At 74.8% G+C, this 13,395-nt stretch carries 6 protein-coding genes and 1 pseudogene; 6 read left to right on the top strand and 1 reads right to left on the bottom strand.

The genetic code is table 11. The features are described 5' to 3' along the window. Positions 1–53: 53 nt before the first annotated feature. The 6 genes and pseudogenes from B4U46_RS21600 (at position 54) to B4U46_RS21625 (ending at position 12,732) form a co-directional block, all read left to right on the top strand. Entirely contained in the window at positions 54–2,729 is a 2,676-nt protein-coding gene (locus B4U46_RS21600; RefSeq protein ID WP_107438299.1) for a serine/threonine protein kinase, read from the top strand. Between the two features lie 91 nt (positions 2,730–2,820). Further along, positions 2,821–5,516 (top strand): annotated as a pseudogene (locus tag B4U46_RS40655) (serine/threonine protein kinase). Positions 5,517–5,630: 114 nt separating this feature from the next. Continuing rightward, complete coding sequence (locus B4U46_RS21610) at positions 5,631–7,268, top strand: serine/threonine-protein kinase (RefSeq protein WP_079429344.1); 1,638 nt, start codon at positions 5,631–5,633, stop codon at positions 7,266–7,268. Positions 7,269–7,386: 118 nt separating this feature from the next. Further along, the gene (locus B4U46_RS21615; RefSeq protein WP_079429345.1) at positions 7,387–9,018 is read left to right on the top strand and encodes a succinic semialdehyde dehydrogenase; all 1,632 of its coding nucleotides are present in this window, start codon (positions 7,387–7,389) and stop codon (positions 9,016–9,018) included. Positions 9,019–9,087: 69 nt separating this feature from the next. Continuing rightward, positions 9,088–10,887, top strand: a complete 1,800-nt coding sequence (locus B4U46_RS21620) for a GMC oxidoreductase (protein ID WP_079429346.1) — start codon at positions 9,088–9,090, stop codon at positions 10,885–10,887. A 180-nt stretch (positions 10,888–11,067) separates the two neighbouring features. Further along, a complete protein-coding gene (locus B4U46_RS21625; RefSeq protein ID WP_079429347.1) occupies positions 11,068–12,732 on the top strand; it encodes a hypothetical protein in 1,665 nt (554 codons plus the stop codon). 225 nt (positions 12,733–12,957) lie between these two features. Here the strand turns inward: B4U46_RS21625 and B4U46_RS21630 are convergent, their stop codons facing one another. Further along, a complete protein-coding gene (locus tag B4U46_RS21630; RefSeq protein ID WP_079429348.1) occupies positions 12,958–13,227 on the bottom strand; it encodes a chorismate mutase in 270 nt (89 codons plus the stop codon). Between the last annotated feature and the right edge of the window lie 168 nt (positions 13,228–13,395).

Genomic DNA, 13,395 nt, shown 5'->3' on the forward strand with positions numbered 1-13,395 from the left:
CCGGTGGCTGCCGGGGGCAGCCGGGGCAGGCTGCACGATCGCAGAGGGGACGCATGTCGAAGCCGGAGCACACCGAGTCGCCTGCCGAGGCGCCTGGGGCGAAGCGTGAGGGTGACGGTGCCTCCGGGGGCGGTGGTGCGGTGAAGCTGGCCGCCCAGACCGGATCTGACGTTGCGCAGGCCGACGCCGCACGGGCGGAGGCCGACGGTCCCTCGGCGGAGCCCGCCGCCGCGTCCGTGCCCCGTCCGAGGTCCGAGACGGGCCGGCCGAAGCAGCCAGAGGCCGCCGAGCCCGCTGCGGAGAAGGCTTCTGACACCCCGCCGGACGAGCAGCCCGCCGCCACGAAGCCCCCGTCCGACGCCGCGAAGTCCCCGTCCGGCGCCGCGGAGCAGGACGCGAAGCCGGCGCCCGCGGACAAGGCGCCCGCGGACAAGGCGCCCGCGGACAAGGCGCCCGCGGACAAGGCGCCCGCGGACAAGGCGCTCGCGGACACGGCGGCTTCGGGGGCCGGGTCCGAGGGTGCGGAGCCCGCCTCCGGGAGCGTTTCCGGCGCTGCGGCAGCCCGGGGTGCCGAGGAGCCCGCCGGGAAGCCGGCGCCCGGCGGCGGGCAGCGCGGCGCCAAGCCCGCGTCCGGAAACCGGGCCACGGCCCCCGCGACGGGGGACGGCACGGCACCGACGCCCGAGGAGGCCCGGCCCGCCGTGGCGGAGGCCGCGCCGCAGGACGCCGGGGCGAAGCCGGCGTCCGCGGGCGGGAAGGGCGGCACGGCCGGGGTGGGCGCCCCCGAGGACGTGGAGCCCGCGGACGAGGAGGGCCCGCAGGACGCCGACGCGGCGGGCGGGGAGCGCAAGGGCAGGCTGCTCGCGGGGCGGTACCGGCTCGGGGCCGTGCTCGGCAGGGGCGGCATGGGAACGGTGTGGCGGGCCGAGGACGAGGTGCTCGGCCGGACCGTCGCCGTCAAGGAACTCCGCTTCGGCGGCGGCGTCGACGAGGACGAGAAGCGCCGCCTCATCACCCGTACCCTCCGCGAGGCCAAGGCCATCGCGCGCATCCGCAACGAGGGCGCCGTCACCGTCTACGACGTCGTCGACGAAGACGCCCGGCCCTGGATCGTCATGGAGCTCATCGAGGGTCCCTCCCTCGCCGAGTTCGTCCGGGAGAACGGCCCGCTGTCCCCGCGCCGCGCCGCCGAGGTCGGCCTCGCCGTGCTCGACGTCCTGCGCGCCGCGCACCGCCAGGGCATCCTGCACCGCGACGTGAAACCGTCCAACGTGCTCATCGCCGCCAGCGGCCGCGTCGTCCTCACCGACTTCGGCATCGCCCAGGTCGAGGGAGACCCCTCCATCACCTCCACCGGCATGCTCGTCGGCGCCCCCTCTTACATCTCCCCCGAGCGCGCCCGCGGCTACAAGCCCGGCCCGCCCGCCGACATGTGGTCCCTCGGCGGGTTGCTCTACGCCGCCGTGGAGGGCGTGCCCCCGTACGACAAGGGCTCGGCGCTCGCCACCCTCACCGCGGTGATGACCGAGGCGGTGGACCCGCCCAAGAACGCCGGTCCGGCCCTGACCGAGGTCATCTACGGCCTGCTGGTCAAGGACCCGGCGATGCGGCTGGACGAGGACCGCGCCCGGTCGATGCTCACCGCCGTGATCAACGCGCCCGAGCCGCTCCCGGCCCCCGAGCCCGTCCCGGTGGAGGAGACCCGCCCGATCTCCCTCACCAAGGCCGAGGCGGAGGCCGAGAAGGCCGCCGAGAAGGCGGCGAAGAAGGAGCGGGAGCGGCGCGAGCGCGAGCAGCGCGACCGTGCCCGCGCCGCGCTGAAGGCCACCCGTAAGGCGGCGGCGGCCCAGGCCGCGGCCGCCTCCGCCGCCGAGGCCCCGAAGCGCCCCTCGACGGTGGTCCCGGCCTCCCTCACCGACGTGATGCCGCGCCGCACCATCGCCCTCGCGATAGCCGGCGTGCTCGTGGTCCTGGCGGTCATCGGCTCGCTCATCGCGTACGCGGTCAGCGGTCAGGACGACAAGGACGGCCGCAAGGACGAGGGCCAGGGCGGCAGCCCGAGCCCGGTCGCGTCCGCCGGCCAGTCCCCGGGCAACTCCCCGGCCGCGTCCCAGGCTTCCTCGCCGAGCCCGACCCCGGTCCAGAGCCAGGGCGGCAGCCCGAGCCCGGCCGCGTCCGGCGCGAACCCCGGCACCGACCCCGCCCAGAGCCAGGGGCAGGGCAGCCAGGGCCAGGGCGCCAGCCCGGGCGGCCCCGGGGGCGGGGCGGGCCTGCCCGCCGGGTTCACCACGGTGACGGACCCGCGCTTCCGGTTCGCCATGGCGATGCCCGAGGGCTTCCACCAGACCGGCACGGCCGGCAAGAGCTCGGGCGCGATATACAGCCGCTCCGGCGGCTTCCCCCGTATTCAGGTCGACCACACCGACAGCCCGGGCAGTGACGCCCGGGCCGCCTGGGCCGAGATGGTCCCGGGCGTGGCCGGCAGCAGCAGGAACTACCGGCAGATCCGCCTCGAAACCGTCTCGTACCGCAACTACCCGACCGTCGCGGACCTGGAGTTCGAGCGCGAGGACCAGGGCATGAGGACCCGCGTGCTCGACCGTGGCTTCAGGGCGGACGCCAACAACGGCTACGCCATCATGATCAGCTGTCCGGCCGACCAGTGGGACGGCCCCGAGTGCACGCAGATCCGCAACACCGCCTTCGACACCTTCCAGCAGTTGGGCTGACGGCCCTCGCAAGCCCGGGACGCGGGCGGCCCGGGCCACGTATCGTGTCAGCGGGGGCCAAGGGGAACCCACCGCACTCGGGGGAGGCGAAGTGGAGGACTACGCCGGCCGGATCCTGGCCGACCGCTACCGTCTGCCGTTGCCTCCGTCCGACGAGTACGAACTGCTGGAGACCCGCGCCTTCGACACCCGCAGCGGGCAGGAAGTCCTCGTCCGGCACGTGCCGTTGCCGGAGGTCGTGGACGCCGAACTGCTCGACGGCACCCGTGCGGCGCCGTCCGCCGCCGGGGAACTCCCCGCCGTTCGGCGGGCGATAGCCGCGGCCCAGGCCGCCGCCTCCGTACCGGACCATCCCCGCCTGGACCAGGTCTTCGACGTGTTCGCCGAGGACGGCTCGCTGTGGATAGTGAGCGAACTCGTCCCCGCCAGGCCGCTGGCCGCGCTGATCGCCGACGAGCCGATGAACCCGTACCGGGCGGCGGAGGTGGCCTCGGACGTGCTGACCGCGCTGCGCGTGCTGCACGCGCACGGGTGGACGCACCGCAACATCACGGTCCGGACCGTGCTGATATGCGAGGACGGCCGCGTCGTCCTCACCGGGCTCGCCGCCGGCGCCGCCGAGGACGCCCTGTGCGGCTACGACCCGGTGCCCCCGGGGGAGCTCGGCGACGAGGGCACGGACGCCCCCGCCGCGCCCCGGCAGCCCGTGTACGCCCCGCTGGTTGCGCCTGGGTACGACACGGGGCCGCGCTACTCCGACCACATCCTCCCGGACCGCGAGCCCGAGCGCGAGCCCGAGCCCCCGGCCCCGCCCGCACCCCCCGCCCGGCCCGCGGGGAGCCGTGACGAGGCCGTGGCCGCGGCCCGCGCCGGGACGGTCGCCGCCTACCGGGCCGGCTCGCGCGCGGCCGCCGAGAAGGTGGCGCAGGAGCGCGGGGTACGGGGCCCGGTGGTCGTCCCGCAGCTGCCGCCGACCGGGGCCAACCTGCCGCAGGAGTACGCGTACCCGTACGGCGGCCCGGACGCCCCCTGGCACGGAGCCGCCCCCCGCCGCCCGGCGGACCCCGAACGCCAACAGCCCCCCGACCACGACCAGCCCCCGCAGCCGGAGCCGCACCCGCGCCCGGAGCAGGGTTCTTACCCGCAGCTGGAGGCGCATCCGCAGCCGGAGCACAGTTCCTACCGGCAGCCGGAGGCTCATCCCCAGCCGGAGCAGGCCCCCTACCGGCAGGCGGAGCCGCATCCGCAGGGGGAGCTGGGTCCTCACCCGCAGCCGGACCAGCCCCCGGGCCCCGGGCCGCAGTGGCCGGAGCCGCCCCCCGCGCCGCCCCGCCCCACGCTCCCGGCGGCTCTCGCGCTCCCGCAGGGCTACCGCCAGGCCGACCCCCCGGCGCCCGCCGCCCGCCCGGGCGAGGGCCGGCCGCAGCCCGCGGGCGGGGCCCGGGAGGGAAACCCGTCCGACACCACCGAGGCTCTGCCCGTCGTCCCGGGCAGCCGTGCTGCCGAAGCCGCCGCCCCCGTCCCCCCGGCCCCCGGGGCCGGGGGGCGGGGTGGGGGCTGGGGGGGCGGGCAGGGGGTGGCGGTCCTCGGAGTGGGCTGGACGCCGAGCGGGCGCGGCAGACGCGGATGGCCGTCGTCGGGGCCGTCACCGAGCGCTGGGCCCCCGAACAGGCCGGCGCCGTCCACGGCGGCCCCTGGCAGCTGGCCGCCCCCGTCGGCCCCGCCACCGACCTCTGGGCCCTCGGTGCCCTGCTGTACCGGGCCGTCCAGGGACACGCCCCGTACCCCGAAGAGAGCGTCGCGGAGCTCGTGGACATGGTCTGCGCCGAGCCCCCCGCCTTCGCCGAGGAGTGCGGCCCGCTGCGTCCCGTCGTGGAGTCCCTGCTGCGCCAGGACCCCACCGAGCGCCCCGACTTCGAGGAACTGCGCGGCTGGCTGCGCTCGCTGGTCCGCTCCGCCCCGGAGCCCGACGGCGACTTCGTGTTCCCGCTGCCCGAGCCCGACCCCGCCCGCCTGCCCGAGGTGCGCCGCCGCGGGGACCTGCACGGCCGCCACCGCAACCCCGACGCCCCCCGCAAGCCCCGCTCCCTCGGCCGGACCCTGCTGGTCGCCGTCCTGGCGCTGCTCGTGGGCGGGGTGGCGTACGCGATGCTGTTCCTGCCGGGCGCCGGCGACCAGGACGCCGGCCGGGCCCAGCAGCCCACGGCCGTCCAGAGCCCGGCGCCCCCCTCCCCGGCGCCGCCCGGGACGCAGAAGCCCCCGCAGCAGTCGCCGTCCCCGGCCGCCCCGTCCTCCGGCGCGCAGCCGCCCGCGCAGCCGCCCGCGCAGCAGGCCCCCGAGGGCTACACCCTCCAGCAGGACCCGGCGCACTTCACGATCGCCGTTCCCAACGGCTGGGAGCGCCAGTCCATCAACGAGGCGGGCCAGGTGCGCTACACCCAGGGCCAGTTCACCCTCATCGTGGTCCCGGGCCGCGACCGGGTGGAGGGCGGCTCCCCGGACCCGCTCGGCTACCAGAAGGACAAGGAGGCGGAGCTGGCCCCGTACCGCAACTCCACCTGGGCCTCCGGCGGGGACGTGAAGTCCACCAAGGTGGGCCAGCAGTTGCGCGTGACCGGCCGCTACACCTGGATCGACGCGGCGGGCCGCTCCCTGTTCGCCCGCAACTTCGTGGTCGCGCTCGGCGGCAGCTACCACGTGGTCCTGGTCACGGGTCCGGAGGACAACCAGGACAGGGTCACGGACGTCTTCGACAAGGCCACGGCCAGTTACCAGGCCGGAGGCTGACGGCCGATCAGTACGGCGATTGCGTCACAGTGCTGTCTCACGGGCCCCGCCCGGTTCCGGCACCGCCCGCAGGCTCCGTAATCTGGCCCGGAGTGCACAGAGCGGCGGGAATTCGTGGAACAGCAGACAGGCGCGGGCGCGGTGCTCGCGGGCCGTTACCGGCTCGTGGAACCCATCGGCAGCGGGGGCATGGGCAAGGTGTGGCGCGCCCATGACCAGCTGCTGCACAGGACGGTCGCCGTCAAGGAGCTGACGGCGGCCCTGTACGTGGCCCAGGCCGACCGGGAGGTCCTGTACGCCCGGACGCAGAAGGAGGCCCGCGCGGCGGCGCGGATCCAGCATCCCGCGGTCGTCACGGTGCACGACGTCCTGGAGCACGACGACCGGCCGTGGATCGTCATGGAGTACATCGACGGCCCTTCCCTCGCGGAGGCCGCCAAGGCGGCCGGGCGGATCGAGCCCCGTGAGGCGGCGCGGATCGGCCTGCACGTCCTGGGCGCGCTGCGCGCCGCGCACGCCGTCGGCGTGATGCACCGGGACGTGAAGCCGGGCAACGTGCTGCTGGCCAAGGACGGCCGGGTGCTGCTCACCGACTTCGGGATCGCGGCGATCGAGGGGGACTCCTCCATCACCCGGACGGGTGAACTCGTGGGTTCCATCGACTACCTGGCCCCGGAGCGGGTGACGGGCGGCGCCCCCGACCCGTCCTCGGACCTGTGGTCCCTGGGCGCGACCTTGTACACGGCCGTCGAGGCCCGCTCGCCCTTCCGCCGGACCTCGCCGATCTCCAGCCTCCAGGCCGTGGTCAACGACGAGCCGCCGGTCCCGCGCCAGTCCGGTCCCCTCGGCCCGGTCATCACCGCGCTGCTGCGCAAGGACCCGGCCGAGCGCCCCTCGGCGGGCGAGGCCGAGCGGATGCTGATCGAGGCCATGGAAGGCCGGGAGCCCAGGGCCGCGCAGGCGTACGTGCCCACCCGCGTGGTGAGCGCCGAGGAGCGGGCCCCCGCCCGCGCGGACGCCGCCCCGCAGCCGCACCAGCACCAGCAGCCGCACCAGCCCCAGTACCCCCACCCCGGCCCCGCGCCCGCCCCGACCGCCACTCTGCCCGAGCCGGCGACGGCGGTCGCCGGGCGGCCGCCCGGCCGGGTCAAGAAGGTCGCGGCGGTCGCCGTGGTCGCGGCGCTCCTCGGCGGCGGCGGGGTCTTCGGCCTGCTGAAGCTGACCGGCGGGGACGACGGCCCCGGCTCGGACAAGAACGCCTCGGCCCCCGACGGGCAGGACGAGGCCGACGCCCCGCCGGCCGGCTACACCGAGGTCACCGACCCGGAGGGCTTCACGCTGTTCGTGCCGAAGGGCTGGAAGCGGCGGCTGAACGGCAACCAGATCGACTACACCCCGGACGAGGGCAAGCACTTCATCCGGATCGCGATGGACCCGACGCCCGACTACCCGAACCCGTACATGCACCTGCTCGACATGGAGAAGCAGCTCAAGGAGCGGGCGGACTACAAGCGGCAGGCGCTGAACCAGAACACCTTCCACGACAGCACCCGCGCCGCCCTGTGGGACTTCAGCTGGACGGAGAAGGGGGCCCTCGCCGGGCCCCGGCGGGCGATCGACCAGATGTACATCGCCCCGGACGGCACCGAGTACGGGGTGTACATGTCGGGTCCGGCGGCCGACTGGGAGACCACCCGGACCCAGTTCGACGTGGTCCTGAGCGGCTGGGAGCCGGCGCCGAAGAAGAAGTGAGCGGGGGCGGACCGTTCCGCCCGGCCCCGGCCATCGTGCCAGCGATTACTGGCAGACTTGGCAAAATCCGGTTACCCACGGGTACCCAAAGCCCCCGGGGCGGCATACGCTCACCGCCATGACGGACTCGAAGGCTGCTGCCGCCCCCCTCCGCTCCGCACCCCGGCCCACCAACCCGGTCGCCCCGGCCCCGGCGGGCGCCCGTACCGCCGCCGACGTGGTGACCCCCGCCCTGATCACCCGGCTCACCCGCGGGGTCACCGGCTCCGGCAGCACCGCCAACCACACCCCCTTCACCGGGGCCAAGCTGGCGGACCTCCCCGAGGCCACCCCCGAAGACGTGGCCGAGGCCTTCGCCAAGGCCCGCGCCGCCCAGCCCGCCTGGGCCGCCGTCCCCGTACGGCAGCGCGCCGCCGTCCTGCTCCGCTTCCACGACCTGGTCCTCGCCCGCCAGTCCGAGGTCCTCGACCTCATCCAGCTGGAGACCGGCAAGGCCCGCCTGCACGCCCACGAAGAGGTCCAGGCCGTCGCGGTCGCCGCCCGCCACTACGGCCGCAAGGCCCCCGCCTACCTGCGCCCCAAGGGCCACACCGGCGCGATGCCCACCCTCACCAAGGTCACCGAGCTGCGCCAGCCGCGCGGGGTCGTCGGCCAGATCGCCCCCTGGAACTACCCGCTCGAACTCTCCGTCGGCGACGCCCTGCCCGCCTTCGTCTCCGGCAACGCCGTCGTCATGAAGCCCGACACCGAGACCGCCCTGACCGCCCTGTGGGCCCGCGACCTGCTCATCGAGGCCGGGCTGCCCGCGGGGGTCTTCCAGGTCGTCCTCGGCGAGGGCCCCGTCGTCGGCCCCGAGGTGGTCCGGCACGCCGACTACGTCTCCTTCACCGGCTCCACCCGCACCGGCCGCGAGGTCGCCCAGGGCGCCGCCGCCCGCCTCGTCGGGGTCTCCCTCGAACTCGGCGGCAAGAACCCCATGCTCGTCCTGCACGACGCCGACGTGGAGAAGGCCGCCGCCGGAGCCGTCCGCGCCTGCTTCTCCTCCGCCGGACAGCTGTGCATCTCCATCGAGCGGCTCTACGTGCACGCCTCCATAGCCGACGCCTTCCTGGAGCGCTTCGCCGCCCGCACCAAGGCCATGCGGCTCGGCAACTCCCTCGCCTACGGCGCCGACATGGGCTCCCTCGTCGGCGAACGCCAGCTGGAGAACGTACGGCGGCACGTGGACGAGGCCGTCGCCAAGGGCGCCACCCTCGTCGCCGGCGGCGTGGCCCGCCCCGACATCGGCCCCCTCTTCTACGAGCCCACCATCCTCGACGGGGTCGAGGCCCCCATGGCGGTCTGCGCCGAGGAGACCTTCGGCCCGGTCGTCTCCGTCTACCGGTTCACCGACGAGGACGAGGTCATCGCCCAGGCCAACGCCACCGCCTACGGCCTCAACTCCAGCGTCTGGACCAAGGACGCCCGCCGCGGCCACGCGGTCGCCGCCCGCCTGCGCACCGGCACCGTCAACATCAACGACGGATACGCCCCCGCCTACGGCAGCGCCCAGGCCCCCATGGGCGGCATGAAGGACTCCGGGCTCGGCCGCCGGCACGGCTCCGAGGGCATCCTCAAGTACACCGAGGCCCAGACCGTGGCCCACCAGCGGCTGCTGCCGATGGCGCCCTCGCTGGGCATGGACGACGCGAAGTACGCCGAGTTCATGACCCGCAGCCTCAAGGTCCTCAAGGCACTCCGCTTCCGCTAGACCCCACCACCCCCCCGCAGCAGCACCCCAGGGCACCAGGCACGACCGACCGCCGGGAGGCACCGCGCAGTGTCGTACGACCAGACAGACGACTACGACTACGACGTCATCGTCATCGGATCGGGCTTCGGAGGGTCGGTCTCGGCACTGCGGCTCACCGAGAAGGGCTACCGGGTCGGCGTCCTGGAGGCAGGACGCCGCTTCACCCGCGAGAGCCTGCCCCGCAACAGCTGGGACCTGCGCAACTACCTGTGGGCACCCGCCCTCGGGCTGTACGGGATCCAGCGCATCCACCTGCTCGGCAACGTGATGGTGCTCGCGGGCGCCGGAGTGGGCGGCGGCTCCCTCAACTACGCCAACACCCTCTACGTGCCGCCCGCCGCCTTCTTCGAGGACCGCCAGTGGGCCTCCATCACCGACTGGCACGCCGAACTCGCCCCGTACTACGAGCAGGCCAAGCGGATGCTCGGCGTACGGCTCAACCCGACGATGACCCCCTCCGACGTCCACCTCAAGGCGGCCGCCGAGAAGATGGGCGCCGGCGACACCTTCCACATGGCCCCCGTCGGCGTCTTCTTCGGCGACGGCGGGGACGCCGGGGGACAGCGGAAGGTCCGCCCGGGCCAGGAGGTCCCCGACCCCTACTTCGGCGGCGCCGGGCCCGCCCGCAAGGCCTGCACCGAATGCGGCGAGTGCATGACCGGTTGCCGGCACGGCGCGAAGAACACCCTGAACGAGAACTACCTGCACCTGGCCGAACGGGCCGGCGCCGTCATCCACCCCATGACCACCGTCACCGCCCTCGCCGAGCACCCCGACGGCGGCTACCGCGTCCGCACGGTCCCCACCGACCACCGCCGCTCGGGCCGCGCCAAGGTGCTGCGCGCCCGCTACGTGGTCGTCGCCGCGGGCACGTACGGCACCCAGACGCTGCTGCACACCATGAAGGACCGCGGCGAACTGCCCCGCATCTCCGGCCGGCTCGGCGACCTCACCCGCACCAACTCCGAGGGTCTGGTCGGCGCCCAGACCGACGACCGCCGCTACCGCAGGCGCCACCCCGCCGCGGGCCGGGCGGACTTCACCCGGGGCGTGGCCATCACCTCGTCCGTGCACCCCAACGCCGACACCCACATCGAGCCCGTCCGCTACGGCAAGGGCTCCAACGCCATGGGGTTCCTGACGGTCCTCCAGGTACCCCTCAGCGCGCACCGGGTGCGGGCCTGGTTCGCCCGCACCGCCCGCCACCCCGTGCAGCTGGCGCGGTCCCTGTCGAACCGGCGCTGGTCGGAGCGGACCATCATCGGCCTGGTCATGCAGTCGCTGGACAACTCCCTGACGACCTACCGCAAACCGGGAGGCCTCGGCAAGGGCCTGCTGACGGCCCGCCAGGGCCACGGCGCCCCCAACCCGGTGCAGATCGCCGAGGCCACCGAGGCCGCGACCCTGCTGGCCGAGGAGATCAACGGCTTCCCCGGCAGCAACGTCGGCGAGCTGATGGGCACCCCGCTGACCGCGCACTTCCTCGGCGGCTGCCCGATCGGCGCCACCCCCGAGGAGGGCGTGGTCGACCCGTACCACCGGCTGTACGGGCACCCGGGCATCTCGGTGGTCGACGGAGCGGCGGTCTCCGCCAACCTCGGGGTCAATCCGTCGCTGACCATCACGGCCCAGGCCGAGCGGGCGATGTCGTACTGGCCGAACAACGGGGAGGCGGACCCGCGCCCCGCGCAGGGGGAGGCGTACCGACGTCTCGCGGCGGTGGAACCGGTCCGTCCGGCCGTCCCCGAGGGGGCCTTCGGCGCGCTGCGGCTGCCCTTCCTCGCCGTCCCGGAGATTCCCCCGAGACAACCGGAAGCGAAGGCCTGAGTTCCGCGAACGACCGCGGCGGGTACCGCGCTCCCCCTCCGAGCGCGGTACCCGCCGCAGTACAGGAGTGGACAGGCGGTCGCCGGAAAAGGTTGTACCGGAATGCTTTGGGTGAAGCTGTGGTGTCGGTCACATGGTCGGCGGTGCAACCGAGGCGTACGTCCGGGGGTCACACCGGGCATGAGACAGCGCATCTCCCTGCTGGCCGCGTGCGGCCTGGTGGCCGCGGGACTCGTCACCCTCCCCGCCACCGCCGCGAACGCCGCGGAACCCGTCTTCCGCCTGACCGGGCCGCCCGGCCTCGTCCTCCCGCCCGCCCCCGCGACCGGCTCCCCGACGCCGACGGCCCTGAACTACCGGCTGGAGGCCCCGGCCGGGACCGCCGCCTTCGACGGGGAGTTCACCCTGACCGTCGACCTCTCCAAGCTGGGCGGGGTGGCGACCGTCCAGGAGAGCCCGCGCGCGGCCGTCAAGAAGTGCGTCACCGCCGGCGCCACGCTCGTCTGCAAGCAGCAGGGCCTGCACCCCGGCGTCCCGGCCGGCGTGGACCTGGAGGTCGTCCCCGGGAAGAGCACCGGTGTCGGCGTGGTCAGCGTGAGCGGCACGGCTGCCGGTGCCACCGTCACCCCCGCCCTGCCCACCGGCATCAAGGTCGGCGCACCCGACCTGGTCATGGGGGAGATGAGGCTCAAGAAGGAGCTGAAGCCGGGCGAGAGCCAGGACCTGCCGCTGACCTTCAGCAACAACGGCAACGAGCCGGCCAAGGGCGTCGTGCTGGAGCTGGAGGCCAGCCACGGCCTGGAGCTCCCGGAGCGGTACGACAACTGCACCTACCGCACCACCCGCACCGCGACCGACGTCGTCTGCACCATCGAGGGCGACTTCGAGGCCAAGGCCTCCTACGAACTGGCCGGGGACAGCCCGCTGCACCTCAAGGCCGGCGCGAACGCCCTGGGCGAGCGGTTCGGCTACGGCATCTACCCGGCGCCCGTCCCGCAGAAGCCCCAGGCGGACTCCGCCGCGCAGCAGAACGGCACCACCCAGCAGAACGGCGCCGACAAGCCCAAGGCCGGCGACGCGGCGGGCAAGGCCTCGCGCAAGCTGGTCGCCCGCAAGGCGGCGCAGGCCGCGCTCGCCGAGCACGGCCCGGACCTCAACCCGGCCGACAACAAGCGCGAGGCGGTCCTCACCGTCCAGAACACCGCGGACTTCGAGGCCGAGCCCCTGATCGTCAAGGGCGCCGCCGGCACCACCGCCAAGGCCGTCGTGGCCGTCCGCAACAACGGCCCGGCCTGGGTCGCCGGCCAGGGCGGCGCCCCCGCGGCCGTCGTCGACGTCGAGCTCCCGGAGGGCCTGAAGGCCGTCACGGTCCCCGCCGCCTGCCGCGCGGTCGGCGAGGCCGTCTACCGGTGCGCCACCGCGCCCTCCGTGCTGGAGAGCGAGAACGTCGAGTTCCCGTTCGAGCTGAAGATCGAGAAGGCGGTCAAGGACGCCAAGGGCGCCCTCCGCGTCGGCGCGCCCGGCCCGAAGGGCGAGCCGCAGCGGCACTCCTTCGACCCCGTCCTGGCCAACAACCTCGCCGCCTTCACGGCGAACCCGACGTCCACCGGGCCCAGCCCGAGCCCGTCGGGCAGCCCCTCGCCCAGCACCTCCGCGAGCACCTCGGCCTCCCCGAGCCCCTCGGCGAGCGCCGGCGCCACCGCGAACGGCGGCACGGGCGGCGGCGGTCCGCTGGCCTCCACCGGCAGCCAGGCCGGCCTGCTCGGCCTCGGCGCGGCCGCGCTGCTGGCCGTCGGCGGCGCGCTGTTCCTCTCGGCCCGCCGCCGCAAGGGCGGGCACGCGTAGGACCGTCCGAGACGAACGAACGGCCGGCCCGGGGCGTCCCCCGGACCGGCCGTTCTTCTTGCGGTGACCGGGCTGCTGTCCCCTGCCGTCCGGCCACGCGGGGAGAGGGGTCCCACGACGTGCCACCTCAGGCGTCACGTCTCACCGCTCCCGCGGACATCCCCTCAACGAAGCCGCCCGGGGCGGGACACGGTCCGGACGGGTGACGAACACCCGGCCGCGCGGTCAGACGCGGCCCCGGCACAGCTCCAGCAGGGTCATCGCGAGCGCGGTCCCGGGCTTGCCGAGGGCGTCGCTGAAGTGCGACAGGACCTCCATCTCCCGCGAGAGGTGCACCCGGCGCCCGCCCGCGCCGATCCGGGCCTCCTGGATGACGGCCGAGACGGCCATCCGCTCCTGGATCAGCCCGATGATCCGGTCGTCGAGGGCGTCGATGCGCTCCCGGCAGTCGGCGATCAGCTGCTCGGGGGTGGCGGCGGTGGTGAGGGTGCTCATGGGTTTCTCCTGTGGTCGTGGCCCGCAGGAGGGGGAACGCGGAGCGCCCCGGTCCTGTCGGACCGGGGCGCTCTGGGAAGTCAGCGGCTCAAGCGAGCATCACGAGGACCCATGGCGACCGGACCGGCCGGTGCCATAGGTAAAGAGGAAGCTCAGCTGCTTGCGCAT

Source organism: Streptomyces katrae (genome assembly GCF_002028425.1).
In the GTDB taxonomy this organism is placed as follows: domain Bacteria; phylum Actinomycetota; class Actinomycetes; order Streptomycetales; family Streptomycetaceae; genus Streptomyces; species Streptomyces katrae_A.